Origin of the sequence: Haloferax sp. ATCC BAA-644 (assembly GCF_000336975.1) — an archaeon.
In the GTDB taxonomy this organism is placed as follows: Archaea; Halobacteriota; Halobacteria; order Halobacteriales; family Haloferacaceae; genus Haloferax; species Haloferax volcanii.
Map to the genome: position 1 here is coordinate 91,830 of NZ_AOLF01000021.1, position 22,775 is coordinate 114,604.

Consider the following 22,775-nt stretch of genomic DNA (forward strand, 5'->3'; position numbering starts at 1 on the left):
TAGTTACTCGTCCGTGTTGAAGCGCCGCCAGCCGAACACACCGAGCACGCCGATAACGATGACTGCACCGACGATCAGCCCGACCGGGAGGCCGCCGCCCTCTGACTCGATTACTTCGATGGGCGTGGTGTACGTCTGGGAGACTTCCGTGTCACCGTCCGGCATCTCGTACTGGAAGTCGAACGAGACCGGGTAGCGCTTCGGCAGCGCGTTGGCCCCGGCGCTCAGCGCAATCGTGAACTCTTCGGATTCGCCCGGCGGGAGTTCGCTGATGATTCCCTCGTCGTTGCCGCTACTGAGCGGGTCGCTGACGAACGCCTTCGCTTCGATGTTCGTGAGCGGCTCGTCGCCGTTGTTGGTGACCCGAACGCGGAGCGCTCTCTCACTGCCCGCTTCGATGGTGTTGTTGACGACTTCGACGACGAAGCGGTCCCGGTGCGGCGCGATTTCGGCGTTGGTCGTGAGACTGTCGCTGACCCGCGTGTTGCCGCGGTTGTTGCGGTACGCCACCGAGAGGTTGAGCTGTTGGACGTTCGCGTTCGCGGCGTCACTCACGCCGACCTCGTACGAGAAGTCGGCGCTGTCGCCGGGTTCGAGGTCCGGCAGCGCGTACTCGGACGATTCGACGTTGATGTTCGGGTTGCTCGAACTAAACCGGAGCACCGGGTCGTCGACGCGTTTCGGCCCGTCGTTGACGACCGTGCCCGAGACCGTTCCGTCCGCGCCGACGCGGAGGTTCGTGGTGACGTTTTCGAGGGAGAAGCTCTGTTCTTCGACGGGGGTGACGCCGACGTTCAACGTTCGCGACGTTCGAGCGATGCCGTCGGTATCGGTGTAGTCGACATCGAGGTTCACCGTGTAGCCGCGCACCGTCGCGTCTTCAGCGAGCGAAACCGTGTAGTTGACCGTCCGGCGTTCACCGACAGCCCAGCGACCGACTTGCGCGGTCGAACTCTCCGAGGCCGTCCCGAACACGAGTTCGTCGCTCCGGGAGGTCGCCGTCACGCTCGCATCGGTCGCGGCGCGGGTGCCGGTGTTCTCAATCGTCACCGAGAGGTCGCCGGTGTCTCCGACCTGTGCGGTCGTTTCCGTCTCGACGACTTCGAACCGTGGCTGGTCGCGCACGCGAACCGTCACGTAGTGGGTTCTCGTCCGCGTGTTGTCCGTGTACTCGGCGCCGGACGGGTCGTAATCGACGAGTCGGGTGTACGTGTACGACACCTCGACCGGGATTCGATACGTCCCGGGGGTCGCGTTCTCGGAGACCGTGATATCTATCGGCGAGAGGTCGACGGTCCCCGTCGGGACGTTTCCAGCGCCGATTGTGCCGGTGTTAATCTCGACCGGGGCGTCCCCCGGGCGTGCCTCGACCGTGACGCCGCGGGCCGTTGTCACGCGACTCTCGTATCGTTCCGGACCCGATTGGTCGATTTCGCCGTTGTTTCGGAGCGTGAGCCTGAGCTGGGACTGCGTTCCGGGCTCGAACTCACTCGTCGACGTGAAGACGTCGATGTCGGGAGAGCCGTACACTTGCCCCGAACTGGCAGTCTGGGCGACCGCCGGGGTAACCATCGAAGTAGTCAACACGAGAGCGAGACCGAGAGTCAAAAGCGTAGAACGGAGGGGGTCTCTGTGCATCAGTACGTCTCAGACGTGTGTATAAGAACGGTAGTTGAACAAGACTGCGCGCGCACCGATACCTGTGTATACATCTCTACTAACAGTAGCGACATACAACTAATATCTTTTGTGGATATCGGTCGGTGAATCAACATTGACATCCTCCCGCGCCTGAAGACGCGGTAATCCCACGGCAGCGCACCGCTGAGTTGGGATATTACGGTTCGTGGTTCACGATCTGTTCTCGTGGGGCGAAAACGCCCTCACTCCGGTCGAACAGGTGAACCGCTGGCTGTGCCAACCAGCCGTTATCCCTATCACCGCCATCCGTGGCGAGACTCGGGAGTACCTTTTGTCGAATATTCTCCGCACCGTTCACGTCCGCGTTCGCAACCGTATCACACTCCTCGCACACATACAAGCCACGTTCGACACGTTGGTTGTCATCGATGTGGCCGCACGCTGAACACGACTTCGACGTATCGCGTTCCGACACCAACTCCACGTTGATGCCTTCGGCTTCCGCTTTGTAGTCGAGAAGCGTCGTGAAGCGGTCGAACGCCCACCCGTGTAAGTCGAGATTGCCGTGGTCGCCCCAATTCCGAGAGTCGTCGTTCTCGTCATCTTCTCGAATGCCGCCGAGGTCGCCAACGACAAGCGTCCCAACACCTCGTTCAACGCACTCCTCAACAATCGCTTTCGAGAGTACGTGCAAGAAGTGTGTCCGGCGACCAGTTCGCTTCCAGTCAAGACGAGTCGCCTCACGGGACGAGGAATCGTCGCACTTGGCTTTCTTCTTCGTGAAGTAGTATTCGTCCTCTTTGAGTGCGCCACCGGGATACAACACAGATTCCCCGCCGAACGAGACGGCGGCGACGTTGCAAATCCCGAGGTCAACACCAGCCACCTCCTCACCCGGCGATTCCGGATCGATAGTGGTTCGACAGACGAATTGTAACCGCCACTCGTCGCGCTTGTAGACAGCACGAACCTGTTGAATGTCCCACTCGGTCAACTCAACATCCGGGCGAGTCTGGTACTCGCACAGAATGAAGTCTGAACGATGTTCTTTCAGGTTACGGCCTTTCGAGAGGCGAACGCGGGTGAACTGTGCGTCGTGCTTGAAGCCAGCCGCTTTGAACGACACGGTTGAACGCGGGTGGGAGTCTCCGTTTTTGCGGTAGCCGGGCGGTCGGGCACGGTCGTCGCCGTTCCGACGCTTTCCGAACCAGCCGTTGAACGCTTCAGCGAGTTCTTCGAGAACGCGCTGACTGGATTGAGAATGCAAGTCCGTGTAGCGTTCGTGGCTTTTGAGTTCGGCTTTGAGTTCCCCGTCATCGGGAATCTCGTCCGTTTCGTCCCACTGTTCTTGTGTGTAGTAGCGACCGACGTTCCAGAGTTTTGAGGCGGCCCATCCGAGTTGGTCGAGATCGTCACGAACCTGTTGCTGGTTCGTAATTGTGGCCTCGAAGGTTCGGATGGTTCGACTCATTTTTGGCTTCATAACTGGTTATGAATGCCGTTTTCTTAATAATGTCGGTTGGCGTCGAATATCCAGCCTTGCTATCGACGGTGGGTTGTGTAGGGGTTGTCAGATTCATCCTGACCCTAAAGGGTCAGGTATTCTCCTCGATTCTGTATAAACCCCCGAATGACGGGGGTAGCGAACGTCAAAAGAGGGTATTCGGGACCGACATACGCTCTGGACGTTGCGTGACATCCCTTTGCTCGAAGCGACGGACACGCTACCTGGTGCAGTTCGCCCCCCGTGTTAGCGTCACATCGAGAGTTCACCGAAAACCGGACGCACAACGGACCTGCAAGCGCGCTAAGGCGTTTGTGGACGGTGACTGTGACAGAAAGTACTTACTACCGGACCAGATAGTCAGGGGTATGAGTCCACGGACCCGCTCGATACGAACATTCTCTGTTATTCTCTTGTTGGTTCTCGGGTTGACGGCGATTCCCAGCGGCGCAATCGCTGTCGATTCTGACGAATCGGCGGCTGAATCGGTACGGTTCGCGGACGTCCAACGGGTCGAACAGCAGGGTGACTTCGTAAAGCGCACGCTGGTTCTCAACAACACCGACGAGGCCAGACTCCAAATCTCAGCTGCGGAAGGCGATTTCTCGACGACCGTCTTAGCGACTGACGGCTCCGGCGACGGCAGTGTCACCGTGGTGTTCGACACGCGGCAAGCGGATGATCCCGACGCCGCATTCCGGGCGGCGGACGCGAACGACACCGTCTCGGTCCTCACGCGGTCGAGCGAGACCGGCGAGACGACACTCTCGGCAGGTCGGTACAACGTGATTGCCTCTGCCGGCCACACTCGGATTGCGGACCGGCTCTGGATCGAACCTCCTTCGGTTCGTGGGAGTGCGGTGTGTTCAGTACCAGCCGCCCAGCAGCCCAGCCACATCGACTGTGCCGACAGATCACGCGAGACTGGGTCCCCTTCCGTCGTTGCAGTCGGTGACGATGCAGTCGTGCAGTACCGTGTGAGTGGACTCGAAAGCGCCGTTCAGCGGCCCGCCCCCGGCACGCAACCGGTGTTCGCACGCAACGCGTCCACGGGCGCGCACACGACACACGTTGCACAGTGGTCGCCAGAGACCGACGCTCGCACGAGCCAAACGCTTCGAATTAACTACCGCGGGGGTCCGTCTCCCTCGCTGCACAGCTCACGGCTGGTCGACCATATCGGGATTGATACGGATGCCGACGGTGAGATCGACCGGTCGCTCAGAACCGCAGTCAACCGGTATCAGGTCACGTCCACCGGCGGGCTCACAGTCGCGTTCGACGAACCGATATCAGTCGCACACAACGAGACGCTGCTGTTCGAATACCACGTCGTCAACCCCCGTACGGAAGGTGTGAGCGACGCCTCGGTGTCGTTCGGAGGCGAGACCGTCCACAGTAGTCTCGAATACGCACCGAATGGTCTCGGTAACGTGGGCCCCGGCGTCGACCTCCGGGTTGAGAGCTCCGAGATGGATCTCATCTCCCCACAGACGGTGTTCGATGTCGCATACGATGCGGAGACCGACAGCCTCAACGTCGTCGCTGACTCCGCCCGCTTGGAAACCGGGACGTACAACGTGACGGTCGCAATCGACAGCGAGATCCACGCCGACGGCGAGCAGGTCGTACTGACTGAAGCGTTCACGGTCGCCGAACCGTCGGTGGATAACCTCTCGGCCACCATGTCCGACACGAAGCTTAACGTCTCGGCACGGACCAATCTCGCCCCACAGACCAAGATGGATATCGATCTCACGATGTCGCAGGAAGGAACCACGTATTTCTCGCGGTGCCTGACGACGGTCGGCAAGAACGGCGTCGTCACTTGTAGCTTCGCTCCGCCAGGAACCGGCTCTGCGAACGTCTCGATTAGCTACAACGACACGGTCGTCGCGGGACCGGAAGAAATCGAAATCGAGTCGAACGTGACCACTCGCGGGTGACGCCTTCCACGCGGTACTGCGTCGGCTCTCGGCTGAAGCTGTGGTCTGTCCGCGGATTCTCGGTCTGACTCGTCTCGGCGGTCGTGGTCTCTTTTCTTGCGTCTCGTGGACTTGGCGAGGATGAGGCTGCCGTCGTCGTCACGACCGCCCTTATCGTGTCGTTGTCGGTGGTCGGATTGGTCCGATGCTCGGTGGCGGTCGTTTTCTTGGTGGTCTGCTCCGAGAGTGTTGGCTGGAACCGTTCGCTGATTCCAACGGTATTGTTGCGTGCGGGCGGGCCCGCGTTCGGACGCCAAGTGGGAGACGGGAACGGGGACAGCGACCGAACATGCAATAGAAACAGAAAGCATTTACCAAGGCCGCTTATATCGTTCTACCGTACCCCTGCCCATCCCCCGCTAGTAGGGATCCGCGTTATCGCGAACTGCGCGGAAAATACTGGCGCTACAAGTACACTATGACAAAGCTCAAAGATCAAACGCGTGCGATACTTCTCGCCACGCTGATGGTAACTTCCGTCTTTGCGGGAGCCATCGCGTTCACGGGAAGTGCCGCCGCGGAGCGTGGAAATCTCGACGCTGACAACGAATCGTTCAACAAGACAATCGAATCCGGCGACCGCGTCTTCCTCGGTGAGGAGATTAACACCGACGCCGGTCTCGGTGCCAACGAACCGCTTCTGACGGGTGTCGCGGGCAACGCGGAAGGTATCTCGCTCGACCTTACGTCGCCCATCCCGCAGAGTTCGGAGGACCAGCCGCTTGGCACGTACGACGTTGACGGCTCTGGCTCCGCCACGACCCCCAACGTCACGCTGCTGTCGCCGCGCATCACTGACAGCGAAATCCTGACGTCCTCCGGTGGCGACGTCACCGGCTCCGCTATCAGCTCCGGCGACGCTGGTAACCTCTACGTCAACGCTGACTACAACTACGAGTCGGCCGAGAAGGTCGAAGTGACCGTCGAAGACCCGAGCGGAACGGACATCACCAACGAGGTCCTGAACGGCACGGACACCTTCGTTGACGACGGCTCGATTGACGGCACCTCGTCGACCGGCGGTGGCGTCGGCATCGACATGTCCGGCCAGGACGCTGGCGAGTACACGATCATCCTCGAAGGCGCTGAAGACCTCGACTTCGGTGACGCTTCCGAGACGATGACCCTCACGATCTCGTCGCAGGACGAGGTCGGCATCGAACTCGACAGCGAATCCGTGACGCAGGGTACTGACGTTCAGTACACCGTCACGAACGGCATCGACGGCAACCTGCACGTTGTCGCTATCGACCTCTCCGACCTCCGGAACGACGTCACGACGGAACAGGCCAAGGCGGTCTTCCGTAACATCGGCGACACCTCGGAAGTCGGCATCGCGAACGACAGCGCTACGAACGCGAGCGGCTCCGCCACGGGCCCGACCGTTGAGACCGCTGACATCGCGTACGCAGTCGTCGAAATCGACGGTGCGAGCGCCGTTGGCGGCGTTGAAACGCAGTACCTCGACGACAGCGACGTCGACATCGAAGTCTACGACGCTGGCGTGAGCGCGACTGCAGCAGTTGACCAGGACTCGACGAACGACATCACGCTCACCGTCGAAGAAGGCGGTACGACGCTTTCGAGCCCGACCGGTCAGTACGTCGTTGGCTCGGAAGTCGACATTAACGGTACGGCTACCAGCTCCGACAGCGTCGCAATCTACGTCCGCGACGATGGCGACTGGCAGCTCCTCGAAGTCGGTGGCGACAACGAAATTAACGTCGACTCCGACGACACGTTCGAAGAGGAAGACGTTGCGCTCTCGAACCTCGCCGGCGACGGTAGCAGCATCCTGTCGCTGACGGGTACCTACCGCATCGGTGTCATCGACGCGTCGGACGCTGACGTTGGCGGCGACGGTACCGTCGACGACTCGCTTACGACGTCCGAATTCACCAGCGGTGTGAGCAGCAGTAACTCGCTCCGTGTGGTCGACCAGGCCCTTACGGGTCAGTTCACCACGATCAACGGCCAGGTCGCTCCTGTCGACTCCGGCACGGTTGACATCAACGGTACCGCCTCCGGTGCCGACTCCGTCCTCGTCATCTTCGTCGACGAGCGCGGTAACGTCGAATACCAGTCCGTGAGCGTTGACAGCGACGGTACCTACGACGAGGACGACATCACTGTCGGCCTCACGCAGGGCCAGGTCACCGCCCACATCCTCTCGGTCGGTCGCGACGGCGCCGTCGGTGACGGTTCCCTGCCGTCCGGCCCGAGCTCGGCCGCAGACCTCGACGACCTGACGGGCTACCTCGACCAGCTCGACAGCAACAACAACAACGGTGAGCAGGTCAACGAGCTCATCGCCTCCGAAACGGTTGACGAGACGGCGAGCGACGACCTGATCGTCACCGAGACGTTCCGTCTGGCCGAGTCCTCGACGTCCATCGACTCGATCTACCCGGACGCCGCTGAAGCGGCTGGCATCAACCCGGTCGCAACCGGTGAAACGATGGTCATCGCTGGCTCGACGAACCTCAAGCCGGACGACAACACCATCAGCATCGAAGTGACGAGTGAAGACGGCACGTCCGTCGCACTCGAAGACACTGACGAGTGGAACAACGACGGCCAGTGGATGGTCGAAATTGACACCACTGACTTCGAGACGGGTACGTTCACCGTGGAAGCCGACGACGGCGACAACACGGACACCGTGAACGTCGAAGTCGTCTCCGAGCGTGAGGACACCACGACGTCCTCCGACAACGCGACGGACACGACGACGACCACGGACGAACCCACGGAAACCACGACGACCGCAGAGCCGACTGAGACCACCACCGAGTCTGAGGAGACGACCACCACGTCCTCCAACACGCCCGGCTTCGGTATCGCAGTCGCTCTCGTCGCACTCGTCGGCGCGGCACTTCTCGCCCTCCGCCGCGAGAACTAACGCCGCCGTCCCTCCTCGTCACTCCGACGAGGATGTGACGACAACAGACGAGTAATCGCCGGACTCGTTCCGGTCTTTTATTTTCTTTCCCCTACTCCACTGAGAGACATCTCCGAGAGACCGGCGTCGCTCCGCACGGAACTCAGCGATCGCCGGTGTGCAGACTCAGAGTCGTGCCGAGTGAGACGACTCGTTGCGGCTTCCGGTGGAACGGGGGTGAATCCGGACGCCTGTTCGACCCGGTTCCGTAAAACGCGTCGTACGACAGGAAGCCGTCGACTCAGAGTTCCCCGACCGGTAGCCAGAACGCAGAGGACGTACGGCACTCGAAAACAGCGCAGCGCCGGCCGTGCAAAGCAGGCCGTCTCACTCGGTGACAGGGAGGCTACTCGTGAGGAGCTGTAAGAACGCCTCGGCAAACGTCGTGTTTGCGCTCCAAATCGCGATTTCGGGGGCTGACCGATTGCTGCGGACGCTCAGCAGGAAACTATCCGAATCAACGAGTAGCAACCGGACCGCGTGCTCACTTTTGGACTGTTGTGGCGGGACCGACACGCTGGACACACACTCGGTCTCCCTCAACGGCTCTGCGATCTCTTGGCCGTTATTCTGGAGCAGGAGTACTGGGACCTCCCGAGAACAGCACGACCGGACCGAACTCAGGAGTTCGGCATCCGGATGCGCGAGGTCCTTGGAACCGTAGATCACTCGCGTGTCGGCCTCGTCGATGAGTTGACTGGCCCGGCCGATAATCGCCGGAGTACCCGTAATGGTCCACACGTCTTCGCTCTGTTCAGCCGACGGTGCTGTCTGCCGCTCGAGCGTCTCAAGCCGGTCGAACGCCGTGTCGCGCTTGGACTCGAACTCGCGGCTGAGTTGAGACTCGACCTCGGACAGCGAGATAGGTTGGAAGACCTATGGGTTGGCCCGTTGAACGCTGATGAACCCTCGCGATTGTAGCTCTTTGGCCGTCGTGTACACCTGTGATCGAGGCACGTCCGACGTCTTTGCGACCTCACGCGCCGTCCCTTCCCCGAGTTCGATAAGTGCAGTAAACACGCGGGCCTCATATGTAGATAGACCGAGTTCGATGAGTGCATCAATCGCTTCGCTGTTATCCATGGGTAGACTACCTCTCGGTGACTGGTAGCGGTTTGGGTACTTGTCTCCGGTGGTTCAATCTTTCGCCGGACGGGCTCTCACGAGGGCAGCGGAGAGGTGGAGCCGTGGTTGCCAACTCGCCGGACGTGGTGCGGTGAACGTCTATACACCAAGCGCGGCGAACGGCTTCCGCGCTACGACCGTGTGCGAACACACCCGCTTGGGTTTCCACACGCGATTCTCGAACCCACCAAGTCGCACGAGCCATCTGTATATCCCGGCACCGACCGCGGAGAGCGACCCCCGTCGGGGTGAGCGAAGTCGGGCGGGTAGGTAACCGAGATAGGGGTGCCTGAGATGTGAGTTGAGACCGAAATAGATTAGTATCGATGGCTTTGATGAAAAGAAAGGTTGGCGCTAAGCCAGCCTCTGTATGGGCAGTCATCAGTTTCGACCCGACCAGGTGTGTTAGTGGCCGGTTGTTCGATGACTGTATATGCGGGTAATCGTGTAGATTTGCGTACTCGCAACGACAGGCCAGTAACATTCCATCTCGGACAGGTGGCTCCCGACTTCGGGACCGTCTTGGCCCGCGCTCTTGGAGTCACCTCTGTTGGTCCCCCTCTGAATTTCAACGATGATAGCTGGGTGTGTAGATTTATCTTCGAAACGCTCGCTGGCTAGTGTATTCGAACATGGACTCCAAGCACGTGGGTTGGGCGGCCGCAGCTCTCCTGGTACTCTCTTTTACTGCCGGGGTAAGCGCCGCAGCGGAGCCACCAACGACAACTGGAGACGCAGCTATCGACGTCTCCGACACACACCGGCAGGTCGGGCAGAACAATTCGACTGACCTCTCAGAGCCGAACCTGACGCTGGTCATCGACAACCGAACTATTGCCGATGGTGACACGATTACGACCGACGATAACCCCACACTCACAGTCCGAGCAAACGGTTCGGCACCAATCGACTTGCTGGTCGTCCGCGTCGATGGAGACAGCAGACGGATATATACGCCGAACAGCACCGCGGTCCACGAAACGGCGACGCTTGATGTGAACGCCGGTGAGCACGCGCTGGAGGTACTCGTCCAGTCGAACGGGCGGACCACCGCCCACCGGGCGACGATAATCGAGGATTCGGTCGCTCCGGCGATAGTGTTCTCGTCGCCGTTCCGGACGGGCAACACCAGTATCTACGACCGCCCCGAGAACAACTACACGATCAATCGGTCGCAAATCCAACTCGATGGGACGCTTCACGACCACTCTGATGTCGAGCAGGTGACCATCGAGCTACGCTATCACGGACAGGGTATCGATGCTCCCTGGGGGTTCCGAAAACGCATCGTGATCGACGACCCGAACACGTCGATTTCCAAATCACTTCGGCTGGGGCCGTTCAACGAGCAAGTGGGTGCCGGCCAAAACAGCCTCAAAATCACGGCGCTCGATTCGCGCGGCCATCGCCGTCACTACAATGTCAACCTCTACGTTGAGGACGAGGACCCACCGTCGATCGAGATACTCGACCAGCGTCTGATCAACACGCGCTCGGCAGTTCGGTTGACGATTCGGGTGACGGATCAGGTCGGCATCCGCTCGGTCGGTGTTCGTCGAGGGTCGGCCGACGGGTCGGGGTTGAACTACGAGATTCAGCCGAAGCCAGTCGGGGCACGTCCTATCGAGCACACGTTCACGAAGACGATTCCGCTCGCAGGGGACAGCCGAAACATCACCATCGTTGCGGATGACGGCACCGAGAACGCGACGAAACGCGAAATTGAGGTGGACCACACGCAGCTCGTGCGACCGGCGATTGAGGTCCGACCAGATACGCTTCGGGTCAGCGATAACCGCGTCCACGTCGAAGGCCGCGTGTACGATGGCCGCGTGACCAGCGTCTACGCCGAGACGGTCGGCCCCACTGGCAACACCATCGACCTCGCTCAGATATACGGTGGGGGTGTGACCAGCGCCGTTACGATCAACGAGACGCTCCAACTGGATAGCTATCCGGCACGCGTCCGGGTCCGCGCAACCGACTCGACCGGGAGAGAACACATCGAATCGGTCCAAGTCGCACAGCCAAATGCGACGGCCGACCCGGAGACCGCGTCGACGACGACCCCGGATAGCACGGTGCGGACGAACACGCCGTTACCCGGTGTCCCGTCGGAGTCTTCGTCGCAGGGGCTTCTCGGAACACTCGTTGAGGCGGTCAGAAACTTGGTCTCAACAACTGCCACCGGTGAGCCCCTCGGGGTGTAACTGCACGGGGAACGCCGAGGGCTGGGCCCGTCGTCCGTTCGATATTCGTCCACCGCCCCGCGAGCGGTCGTTCGAGGTGGAGTGCTGATTCGTTCAGTAGTGCCAAATCTATTATACATCCTCGTTTTGAATATGTCCACCACATGCCCTCCGACACGGAGCCGCCGCGGACCGTACTCATGCTACTGTGTCTCGTTGCGGTCGGTGTGGGACTGACACCACTTGCGACCGCAAGCATGGGTGTCGCCTCCGACAACGATGCAGAACCGACACCGCCGGATGCAGACGTTCCGGACCATACGGCGGCTCAAGCCCAACTGTCGTCGACCACGGACACGGCGACCGAGACAGCGAACACGACGACCACGCCCACGACCACAACCACAGCGACATCGACACCGTCACAGACACCAAACACGACGGCCACCGCCACGCAAACTCCCACGCGGACGGCGTCTTCAACACCAAACACGACAGCCACCGCTACACGGACTACTGCTCCGGGAACGGCCGACGCGCCACAGGGGCTTACCGTTGCAGGGCTTTCGGCACCGGAACGACTTCGACCGACGGAACCGTACACCGTGACCGCGACGGTCCGCAATCCCGCTAACGAGACGCGCTCGGAGCGGATTGAATACGTCTTTTCCGGGTCGACGATCACAAACCGAACGGTTCGGTTGGCCGGTGGTGCGTCGCGCGAGGTCCAGTTCGAACTGACGGCGAGCGGGCGGTTGACCGGCACGGAGACGGTTTCGACGGGGACGTACGTCCACGGCGTTCGTAACGCGTCGGGAGCGGGTATCCCGCGCTACCTGCGTGTGACACCCGATGTCGACCTCGCGGTTGAAGCGTTTCAAGCGCCTGCGACGGCACCCAGCGACCGCGAATTTGTCGTCCTAGCGACCGTCTCGAACCCGGCCGGGACAACGATCACGCGTGATGTCGCCTATCGCTTCGCTGGAACGACGATCAGCGAGAAAACCATCACCGTCGGGAGCGGCGAGCAACGGCAGGTCGCATTCGCAGTCACGACCGAGCGGATCGAGGCCGCAGATAGCCTCATCCAGCGGGGTCGGACCTACGACCACAGTATCGAGACCGCTGGTGGGGCAACCGTCAGCGATGCGATTCGACTGCGAAGCGAACCGAGTGCACGCGCGGCGGCGCTCACGACACGGGACGTGCAACTCCCGAGCGACCTTCGGGAAGATACCCGATACGCGGTCGCGGTTACGGTCAGGAACGTCGGAACAACTGCTTTCGACGGGCAGTTCGTCTACCGCCTCAACGGAACCGCCGTTGCGACGCAGAGTCGTAACATCCCGTCTGGCCAACAGCGGACCATCAGCTTCGAAATCGCCTACGCCGATATCGAGCGGGCGGCTCAGCCCCTTTCGACGCGCACGTCGACCCAGTCACTCACCGTGGGGAACGCGTCGCTGGCCAGCGAGGATGTTACGGTCCACGGACGCATCGAGGATACGCACACAGAGTCTCCGACACCTCGACAGGCGGCCAACTTTACCAACGACTCGGCGGGAGACCCCGAAGCGTCTCGTGCGACGTGCGAACGAGGATTTTTCAGTCGATGTGGCGAAAAAACTATTGACCAGATGACACTGACGCTTATCGGCACCCTCAGCTCTGTCGTCGCGATTCTCTACGAAATGCTCTCGGGGACCTAACCAATGGCGCGAGGTCTCCCTGCGCTCTGGAGTTCGGTTTTCGGGCTCCCGCTCGTCGCCGCCGGGGCGTATCTGTCCGGATTCGTCGCGGAGCTATCGGGCGGCTCACCGACCCAGTCATCACCGACCGCTGGGCTCATCATCGCCGTCTTCGGGCTGTTCATCCTCGCGATGGGATGGTACGTGCATTTCGTGACGGCTCCGGAAACCCCCCAGATGCGAGCCGACGAGCACCTCGTCGAGACACGGAATCCCGCACAACGAAGCGCGCTCGCGGAAGCCGCGCTCGCCGTGCCCCTCCTCTCCCTTGGAGGGTATCTGCTGTATTTCACGCACCGCCCGCTGTACCAGCCGACGATTGCGTTCGGAGGCGGCCTGTTTTTGTTCTCCAGAGGAATCTATCGCTACTGGCAGAACACGCTTACCACCTACTCCTTGACGAATCAACGCGTAATCGAAGAGTATCGCTTTATCTCGTTGTTGCGAAACGAGGTGCCGCTTGAGAAGGCTCGTGGCGTCGAGGAGACCCGTTCGGCGTGGGATTCACTGTTCGGGCTGGGAAACGTCAGGATTCGGTCCGGGGCAAGCGGCGGTCTCACGGTTGCCGTCGAGCAAGTGTACGACCCCGACGACTTTGCCGGACAGGTCCGGCAGGAACTCTCCTCGGGAAGCGAGCAGACAGCGGCCGCTCAGGAGCCAACGGCTGAGGCGCGTGCTGACGGTGTGGCTCCGCCCTCGGCTGACGCGGGGGCAGAACGGGAGCGGTCCGTGGACGCAACCGAACCGGCCACAGGTGACACGACCGACAGCGAATCAGAGGCGGTATCGACGGACCCGAAACCCGATACGGACGAAACCGCGTGATGTCCGTCGGAAGCATCCGTCGCGGACTGCGTTGAGCAGTTCGGGTGGAGGAGAGGGGGCGGGAAGGGTGTGTTACGAGGACGAGGACCGGCTGGCGGCCACGCGCTCGGCAATCGAGTCCAAGAGGACGAGTGTCGGCGGGAGCGTCGCCAACGACGCGATGAGCGTCAGGAACACGACGCCGACGGTCAGGAAGCCGAACCCGCTGAGAATCGGGAACGGCGACAACACCAGCGCCGAAAAGCCGAACACGGTCGTCATTCCCGACACGCTAATGGCCTTTCCGACCCGAGTGGCCGCGGTCTGAACGGCATCGAGTCGACTGACGCCCGCCTGCTGTTTCTCTTGGTAGTATCGGTCCATCACGATGATGGTGTACTCCGCACCGATCCCGACTGTCATCGCCCCGAGACTCGCACCGAGTGGCGAAACCGGGATATCCAGCAGATACATGTAGATGTTCTGCCAGCCGATGACGAACACCATCGGGATGAGCGGCGCAACAGCCTTCACCAGATTGCGGTAGTACACGAGGAGCAGGACGAACACGAACAGGACGCCCAGTCCGGTCGTCACGTTCCGTGAGTTGATCTGCTCCACGATAGAGGGGGTCGCAATCGCGGCGGTCCCCGTGATTTCCGCCGTCACTCCGGGTGGGGGGCTACTGTACGCGATTGACTCGCGCGTGTTCTCCAGGAACGAGAGGGCCTGCTGAGTGGTCATATCCTGTGCGGAGTAGACCATGATGTGCGCACGCCCGTCGTTGTAATACTGGAGTTTCTGTCTCTCGGGGACGGTTTCGAGCACGCGCTTGACGCCGCTCTCAGTTTGGGGGAGTTGGCCCCCGTTGTACTGTTTAACCAGCGTCGCTGGCGAATCGACGCCTTGTACCAGCGGGGTCTGTGTCGCGATGTGCTCGAAGTCGAGCATCCACTGCAATGTTGCCGGATGTTTGAGATTCGTCCCGGTCACGAGCACGTCGTAACTCGTGCTCGAACCGCCGCCGGCAACAGAGCGGAACTGCTGGAGGTCGGTGTAGGCGGGGAGGTCCTGCGGGATGAACCCTTCCGTGTCCGCGAGCGTGTCGAGCGACCCGCCGGCCTGAAAGCCTACGAGAGCAATCAGCAGCGCGATGCTGAGGACGAGCACCGGATGACTCGCGAGTATCCGCGCCGAACGACCGAGCAGTTCCCCGACGAGGCCGACGCGATCCGAGTCGCCTCGGTCTTGGGACTGCGTCGTCGTGGGCGTTGTCGGGGCGTCGTCTTCGTCCGGCGTCTCGTCTTCGGCGTCGCCCCGCCGGCGAACCCAGAGGGTGAGAAGCGGGAGGAGAACGAGTATCCCCGCGATGAAGGTGAGAAGCACGCCGAAGATCGAGGTCTGGGCGAACCAGATAATCGACGGCGACGACGTCGACACCCACGTCGCTCCGAACCCCAACGCGGCGGCGAGCATAGCGACGAAGACCGGTGGACCGATTCCGCCAAGCGCTTGCGGAAGCGCTTCGCGCGGCGGATGGTTTTCGAGTTCTTCCTCGTACCGCTCGTGGAACTGCACGGAGTAGTCGATCCCCAGTCCGATCAAAATCGGGAAGACCGCGCTGGTCATCGTCGAATTGGGGACACCGGCGTATCCAATCGCTCCGAACGTGTAGATGACGCCGACGAAGACGGCGACAATCGGGAGGAGACGAAGGCGGACGCCGCGGAACAGGAAGAACAGCGCCACGACCATGAGCCCGATTGCGAGGCCGAGTAACTGCTGGGTGCTCTGCTGAATGAGCGTCGAGAGCTGTGCAGAGAACGCGGCACTGCCGGTGACGGTTACTGTCGTCCCGGAGGGGAACTCCGCCCAGTCAGTCGCTTCAACGGCCTGCGTGTAGATGGGGCGTTCCTCCGTCTGAGAGAGCCCCGTATCGAAGACGATCTGGACGACCGTGTAGTCCGGTGACCCGATAACGCTTCGAATTTTCGCCTCCGAATCGGGGATTCGGCCGTACTCCTGACGGACCTGATCGGCCGGACTCGTTACGGTATGGACGTTCGCCTTCGTCGACATCTGCTGGTCGACGCGGTCAATCGCGTGGAGCGTCTGCGGCTCCGTAATATCTCCCCGTACGAGAACGGCAATGCTGCCCCGGTCAAACGACTCCGTAAACGCGTCGAACGTTGGGTTGTCCGCAACGAATGCAGCGTCGCCAGTAACGCTGGTGATCTGCGCAGCACCGCCGAACGCGGTGAAGATAAGCAGGACTGCGAGGAGCAGCACTGCGACCGGTCGCTGTTGGACCTGTCTTCCGACCGCGCTGAACAGCTGGCGTAGCTTATCCATGGTTACTCCTTGTCCCGTCCATGGTCCGTCATCGACGGCGGTAGATGACGGCTATCGCTCCGATTCCGAGGAGTGCGACGACTCCGAGGACCGACATCGGAACCGGGAGTCCACCGCTCGACGGGGAGAGCGAAATGCCGACCGGCAGGCCGTCAGTGTATCTCGTGTCGCCGTCAGCCTCGTCGTACCGGACCTCGACCGAGGCGTCGTAGGCCTTGACAACCGCACTCGACCCGGCGCTGACGGTGAACGTCGCCGTTTTGGTTTCTCCCGGCTGCATCTCCCCGAGATACGCGCCGTCGTCGGACGTCGAAATCGGGTCGCTCACGAAGAGCTTGGCGTTCGTCGCCGACACCGGCTCTTCGCCGTTGTACTGCACCGTGACGTCCACCGTGTCGGTCGCGCCCGGCGAGACGCTCGTGTTGACGCCGACGACCGTGAACGGGTCCTGTTCGGGTTCGATCGCTATCGACTTCCGAATCGGCGACGTCGTTCTCACGTCACCGTCTTGGTTCTCGTATTCGACGACGAACGGGAACGTGTTCGTCCCCGGTTCAGCGCCCGCCGGAATCGAGACGGTAAACGAGACCGGCTTCGACTCGCCGGGGGCGAGGTCTCCGATAGCGGACTCGCCGTTCGTCGGCGTTACGAGCGCCGTGTCACCGATTTGGACTGCGAGGTTGTTCGCGGTGCCGCTGCCCGTGTTGACGACCTGTGCGTTGATTTTCGCTTCACCTTCGTCGACCCTGAATCGCTCCGTCTCGATGTCGCGTATCTCGAAGCTTCGTTCGGGGTTCACCGCGATGCCGGTCGTCAGCGTGTCCGACGTTTCGGTGACGCCGTTCTGGTTCTGGTACGACACGGCCAGGTTGACGGGGTACTCACCCGCCTGGGTCTCCGCCGCCGCACCGACCTGGACCGAGAGGTTCGTCCGCTCGCCCGGTTCGAGGGTCGGGACGTACAGGCTCGTCGACGACTGCGGGTTCTGCATCGTGCCGAAGAAAATCGTCGGCGACTGCGTCGTGAGTTGGACCGACGACGACGTTGCGGTTCGCGTGCCCGTGTTTTCGAGCGCGAACGAGAGCTGGCCGGTGTCGCCGGCGAATACGGCGTTGTTACCTTCGCTCACGACCTCGAACTGCGGGCGGTCTTCGACTTCGACCGTCACCGACTTCTCTCTCGTGACGGTCCGCCATGTGTATTCCGGCCCGTCGACGCTGCCGTAGGTGACCATCCGGACGTACTTGTACTGCACCTCGACGGGTATCTCGTAGGTGCCCGGCTCGGCGTTGCCGAGTTCGATGTTGAAATCAAACCGGGCGGTCCCCGAGTCGGGGATGGAGCCCGCCGTAACGGTTCCCGTCTTCACATCGATGGGTGCATCGATCTGTTCTTCGAGAATTTCCATCTCCACGCTCTGTGCGGTCTGGACTTCCTGTTCGTACTGTGCCGGCCCACCCTGTTCGAGCCGACCGTTGTTGCTTGCGACAACCGACAGCGTCGCGGCCTCGCTCGACCGGTAGGTGTTATCCGACACGCTGAGCGAGAGCTCCGGGTTACCGTACACCGAACTCTCGGCCGACACGGGGACTGCGGCAATCGACGTTACGACTAGTACACAGAGGAGTATCGCTGATTTGTTCCGAACCATCGTATGATCTTGTTAGGTATCTAACTGGCCGTTCGGAGGGTGACTTCCCGAGTCTTCGTCCGCTCCGATATCCGAGTTCACACCTGTGACGTGATTGGTTGAGGTGTAAAACTCTATCGAACGGTCGTTCTATCAAAATGATTCTATATTGGGACAGCCAGCAGCAGGCCAAGGCGTCCCCTGTCGAACCAGTGACGTGTAAATTAACGAAGGCGAAAACTAAATCCGTATCCTGACGTATCAAGGTGTAAGACAAACGTGGTGGGTAACAAACTGATTTCGTGGGCGGTGGTGCTCGTTGTCGTCTGTACGCTTTTTACACCCGTGTCGAGTGCCCCGGCCGCGGCAGCGCCGCCTGCGGTCACGTTCGTCGAGACGCCCATCCAGTCGGACACGACGTGGACCGCGGATGAGGGTCCGTATCGACTCATCCGGAGCGTCGCTATCGAGCCCGGTGCGACGCTCACGATTCGCCCCGGCACGGAAGTGCAACTGGCGGAGGGGGTTTCACTCACCGTCCGGGGCTCGTTGCGAGCCGCGGGCACTGCCGAACGGCCGGTTCGAATCACGCAGAGCGCGGCGTCGGGGCGGAATCTCAGATGGGGGACGATTCGCTACAACGGCACCGACTCGTCGACGCTCTCGCTTCGACACACGACGCTCCACGGCGGTCACAGCGGGATTACGACGACGAGCGGAGCCGGCTCCGTCACAATCGTCGACTCGCGCCTGGAGAACTTCTCCGTGGCGGGTATCTCCGTCAACGGCACGGCGATGCCCCCGGTCGAACTCGCGCGGTCGACGCTGACCGACATCGGCGGCCACGCCGTCCGCGCGAGCCCCTCAATCGGGGCCGTCGAGGAGGTCGAACTGAACACGACGGACCGACGACGGAACCAGACGGCGCGGCACACGCTCGGACTCGCCCCCGGCGTCGGCGTCTCGATGGAGACGATTCGGCTCCGCTATCCCACCGAGCGGTCGGTACGCGGCGTCGACGCCGAGACGCTCGACCGAATCGGCCTCGACACCGACAACGATGGAGACATCGACCGGTCGCTCGACGACGAGGTTTCGGACGTCTCGGTCAGCGGGCGTCACGTCGAGATTTCGCTGTCGCGGTCGGTGTACGTGTCGAGTCGGGACCGGCTCATCGTCGAGTACGGCGGGGTCGTGAACCCACGGACCCGGGGCGTGTACCCCGTCGGCGTCAGCGTGCTCGAACACCGGACGCCGCAGCTATCGGACGGTGTCCACGCGATGTACGTCGTCGGCGGGGAGACGACGCCGTTCGCGTACACGCGGCCGACCGACCTCACACGCGTCCGAGGCATCACCGTCCGTCAGTCCGTGTTCGACGGGATTGATGGTGCGGGAGTGTTCGCCGCCGCGGATATCGTCACCGGCGTCAGAATCAGCGAGAGTCGGTTCACCGACGTACGGGGTGACGGTGTGGCGATACGGGCCGCCCAAAGTGAAAGCAGTTTCCGCGACAATCGCCTGCGCGCCGGCGATGCGGGAATTCACGTCGAAACCCGAACGCAGACGACGCTGGTCGCGAGCGAAAATCGGATTTCGGAGTCGGAAACCGGGATTCGCGTTCGACAGTCCGAGCGGCGCGTCCGCGGCGTCACACGGGTGACGCTCCGCGGAAACGAGTTGGTCGCCAACGACCGCAACGGACTCGAAATCCAGTCCGAAACGAGCGAGGGCGAACTGCTGCTCGCGAACAACACGATGAGCGAAAACGGGGACGACGGGGTCGCGCTCTCGAACTGGGCCATCAAGGACAGCCGCGTCAGCGGCAACCAACTGTTCGACAACGGCGACGACGGCATCGCAATCGACAGCCACGTGGTGCGGAACCTCACGCTGTCCCGGAACCGAATCGCGGACAACGGCGGCGGCGGACTCGACGTGTCCGTCCGCGCGTTGGTTCGAGATGTCGCTGCGACCAACAACACGATCTCCGACAACCGGGGCCACGCGCTCGCGGTGCGCTCCGACCTGCTCGTCCATCGCGTTGCTGTCGCGGGGAACGACCTCACCAACAACGGCGGCGCTGGGCTCCTCGTTTCGACCCCGCTCACGCACAACGGGCGGCTCAGCGTGACGGACAACGTGCTCGTTGCGAACGGTTACGGACTCGTGGCTCGCGGGACGCTGAATGCGACGGTGCAGCGCAACGACATCGTGTTCAACACGAACTCGCACGTCCGACCCCCACCGCTTCCCGGCGTCGACCCCGGCACGGGAGTCTACATCGCGGAAGGGCCGCGCGGTGCGGTCCTCGACCAGAGCGACCCGGACGCCCCGTTTGCTGAGCTCGTTGCGAACCCGCAACTCCGGCAACAGATCGAGATTACGCGGCTCTGGGGCGATACGGTCGCCGTCCTTCGCACCGACGGGGTGAGCCACGTCCGCTCGACGACTGAGGGTGCGGTCGATATCCGCCGCGTCGACGGCACGCTCCCGACGGGTGTCGAACTCTCGTACGCCAACGCGACCCCCGACCGCTTCCGGGTCGCCGACAACGACATCTACGGCCACGACACCGGGATGGAGATAAATATCACGCAGCTCGTCACGGCGAACACGACGGCACGAATCGTCACCGACTCGATACAGACGGTCAACGCGGAGTCGAACTACTGGGGTGCCGCGAGCGGACCCTACCACGCGTCCATCCTGCCGGAAGGCGAGGGCGACGAGGTCACGATTACCAACGGCTGGGTCGACTTCATTCCGGTCGCGGACGCTCCGACCGGCCAGCAGTACCGACGGCCGACTCCCCGCCTCGACGCGCCGTCGGCGGCCGAGCCGGGCAGTCGAATCGACGTTTCGGGGGCCGATAGCACAGCCGGGACCGGGTCGGTCACCACGTATCATTTCGTCGTTAACGGGACGAACCACACGACGCGGGACAGCGCCGGCCTCCGCCTCCAGATGCCGAACGAGACGCTCTCGGTCTCGCTCGCCGTCGAAGACGACCTCGGAATCGACAGCAACGCCTCCGCAACGGCGCGCGTCCGGGCGGCGTCATCCGGCGACGCGGCGGTGAGCGCTCCGGGGAGTCCGACTGTCGCGTCCGGCCCCGAACAGGGGGTGTCGTCCGGGGCTGGACTCCGTTCTGCGTGGGGTCTCCTCGGCGGTGGCTGCCTCCTGGTTGCGCTCTTCTTCGGCGGCTACGGGATGGTTCGGACGGTCCGAAACCAGTCGGTTCCGATGCGCGGGGTGTTCGTGCAGGCGCTCGCGGCGTTCGGCGTTCTGGTCTGGCTCGTCGCCGGCTTCGTCGGCTCGACGCGGCTCGTCCTCGCCGGCGGTGCCGCCGGGGTCGTTTGGGTCGGGCTCACCCTCGTCGCGTACCTTCTCGCCACTCGCCTCTGAGGCGTCGTCGAGACCGACACACGGGTGTCAACCCTGTTCGACTGCGGCGGTACGTATGACGGATTTGGGTCTAAGTAGTGGAAAAACTCATTTATTCTTGGCTCAGTGAACTGTCCTGTGGAAATGGAGCAATCCAACCTGACAGTCCCACTGACCTACCGGCCCTCCCAGAAGCAGACACCGATTACACGACCGGTTCGGATTCGAGAACGAACCGACTGCGGCAGTGTATCGAGTGTGACATCCGGGGCCGACGTATGACAGCTAAACGCGGCGCTCGACTCGCTGTCGTGGCGACAGTCGCGCTGGTTGCCGTTACGAGCGTACTCGTCGCGAGCCTCCCGGCGGTGAGCGCACAGTCGGGCCAAATCGTGGTCAACTCGACGACGGTCGAGCCGCGCGAGCCGTACGTCGGTGAATCGGTCACGGTCAGGGCGACCGTTTCGAACTTCGAGAGTAGCTCCGGCGGCGTCGACCTTAGAGAGGTCACGCTCCGGTCGGGCGGCGGCATCGTCGCTGAAGCGAACAACCTCGGAACGCTCGGACCGGGTGGGTCCGTCGACGTGCCACTGTCCACCACGTTCTCGAGCGCAGGGGAAAAACAGCTCAAAGTCCACGTCTCCGGCCGCCACGAAAACGGGAACGTCATCAACGTCGAGTACCCGGTCATCGTGACGGTCGAAGAACGAGACGTGCGGGCCGGCCTCTCGGTGGGCGAACAGACGAACGACACCGTCAACGTGGAGTTGACCAACTACGGGAATACGAACCTCTCGAACGTCGAAATCACCGCGTCAGTAAACGGTTCCCAGATTGCCCAGCGGTACACCGCGAATCTCGACCCGGACACGAACCGCTCTGTCGTGTTCGACACCGCCGATATGAGCGACCGGGTCGTGTTGTTCACTGCGACGTACGCCGTCGACGGAGAGACGTTCACGACCACGCTGTCGGAGGAGATAGACGACGACTCCGTCCCCGGAGAGATTCAACTGACGAGCATCGAGACCACGCGAAGCGCCGGCTCCGTGACGATACAAGGCGACGCCGCGAACGTCGGGAACACGGACGCGAGCTCGGTCTTGCTGACTGTCGAGGAGACGGCAAACGTCACCCACGGTTCGCCGTCCGGCGGCTACTTCGTCGGGCGCGTGGAGGCGAGCGAGTTCGCCACGTTCGACGTGACCGCGGAGCTCAGCGGCGAGCCGACGACCGTTCCCATCGAGGTGTCCTACATCGTCGACGGCGACCGCGTGACGACGACACAGGAGGTGCCACTCGATTCCAGTGGTGCCGCGCCTGTCGCCGCCGGTCCCCAGTCCGAGCAGGGTCCGGGCTCCAATGAGTCATCGTCAGGCGGTTCCCAGCTTCCGTTACCCGTTATCGGGGGCGTGCTGGTGGTCGTCGTGCTCGGTGGGGTCGGCATCTATCGCTGGCGCCAGCACTAG

General features: G+C 62.1%; 13 protein-coding genes. 7 read left to right on the forward strand and 6 right to left on the reverse strand.

Annotated features, from left to right (window positions below):
* Positions 1-3: 3 nt before the first annotated feature.
* Positions 4-1,572, reverse strand: coding sequence for a COG1361 S-layer family protein (locus C458_RS09220; RefSeq protein ID WP_239638745.1), 1,569 nt, complete (start codon positions 1,570-1,572; stop codon positions 4-6).
* 265 nt (positions 1,573-1,837) lie between these two features.
* Positions 1,838-3,112 (reverse strand): RNA-guided endonuclease TnpB family protein, encoded by a 1,275-nt coding sequence (locus C458_RS09225; protein ID WP_008575138.1) that lies wholly within the window; start codon positions 3,110-3,112, stop codon positions 1,838-1,840.
* A 446-nt stretch (positions 3,113-3,558) separates the two neighbouring features.
* Here C458_RS09225 and C458_RS09230 point away from each other — a divergent pair, with 446 nt between their 5' ends.
* Together C458_RS09230 and csg are read left to right on the forward strand one after the other, a co-directional pair.
* A complete protein-coding gene (locus C458_RS09230; protein WP_008575140.1) occupies positions 3,559-5,091 on the forward strand; it encodes a hypothetical protein in 1,533 nt (510 codons plus the stop codon).
* 457 nt (positions 5,092-5,548) lie between these two features.
* Positions 5,549-8,032 carry an HVO_2072 family ArtA-dependent S-layer glycoprotein gene (csg, locus tag C458_RS09235; protein ID WP_081603249.1) on the forward strand — a complete coding sequence of 828 codons (2,484 nt, stop codon included), beginning with the start codon at positions 5,549-5,551 and terminating at the stop codon, positions 8,030-8,032.
* A gap of 915 nt (positions 8,033-8,947) precedes the next feature.
* Here csg and C458_RS18730 read toward each other — a convergent pair.
* The gene (locus C458_RS18730; protein ID WP_239640279.1) at positions 8,948-9,154 is read right to left on the reverse strand and encodes a TrmB family transcriptional regulator; all 207 of its coding nucleotides are present in this window, start codon (positions 9,152-9,154) and stop codon (positions 8,948-8,950) included.
* A 674-nt stretch (positions 9,155-9,828) separates the two neighbouring features.
* Here C458_RS18730 and C458_RS09245 point away from each other — a divergent pair.
* On the forward strand, positions 9,829-11,406 hold the full coding sequence (locus tag C458_RS09245; protein WP_049896696.1) for a hypothetical protein: 1,578 nt from the start codon (positions 9,829-9,831) through the stop codon (positions 11,404-11,406).
* A 307-nt stretch (positions 11,407-11,713) separates the two neighbouring features.
* Here the strand turns inward: C458_RS09245 and C458_RS18250 are convergent, their stop codons facing one another.
* The gene (locus tag C458_RS18250) at positions 11,714-11,887 is read right to left on the reverse strand and encodes a hypothetical protein (RefSeq protein WP_160162994.1); all 174 of its coding nucleotides are present in this window, start codon (positions 11,885-11,887) and stop codon (positions 11,714-11,716) included.
* Positions 11,888-11,990: 103 nt separating this feature from the next.
* On the opposite strand from C458_RS18250, the gene C458_RS09250 reads away from it, so the two are divergent.
* Positions 11,991-13,094, forward strand: a complete 1,104-nt coding sequence (locus C458_RS09250) for a PH domain-containing protein (protein ID WP_008575148.1) — start codon at positions 11,991-11,993, stop codon at positions 13,092-13,094.
* 3 nt (positions 13,095-13,097) lie between these two features.
* Positions 13,098-13,958, forward strand: coding sequence for a PH domain-containing protein (locus C458_RS09255; protein ID WP_008575150.1), 861 nt, complete (start codon positions 13,098-13,100; stop codon positions 13,956-13,958).
* A gap of 72 nt (positions 13,959-14,030) precedes the next feature.
* Here C458_RS09255 and C458_RS09260 read toward each other — a convergent pair whose 3' ends face one another.
* Complete coding sequence (locus C458_RS09260; RefSeq protein WP_008575152.1) at positions 14,031-16,289, reverse strand: RND family transporter; 2,259 nt, start codon at positions 16,287-16,289, stop codon at positions 14,031-14,033.
* Positions 16,290-16,317: 28 nt separating this feature from the next.
* Entirely contained in the window at positions 16,318-17,874 is a 1,557-nt protein-coding gene (locus tag C458_RS09265; RefSeq protein ID WP_008575153.1) for a COG1361 S-layer family protein, read from the reverse strand.
* A 390-nt stretch (positions 17,875-18,264) separates the two neighbouring features.
* On the opposite strand from C458_RS09265, the gene C458_RS09270 reads away from it, so the two are divergent.
* A complete protein-coding gene (locus C458_RS09270) occupies positions 18,265-21,327 on the forward strand; it encodes a right-handed parallel beta-helix repeat-containing protein (protein ID WP_008575155.1) in 3,063 nt (1,020 codons plus the stop codon).
* 290 nt (positions 21,328-21,617) lie between these two features.
* Positions 21,618-22,775, forward strand: coding sequence for a hypothetical protein (locus tag C458_RS09275; protein ID WP_008575156.1), 1,158 nt, complete (start codon positions 21,618-21,620; stop codon positions 22,773-22,775).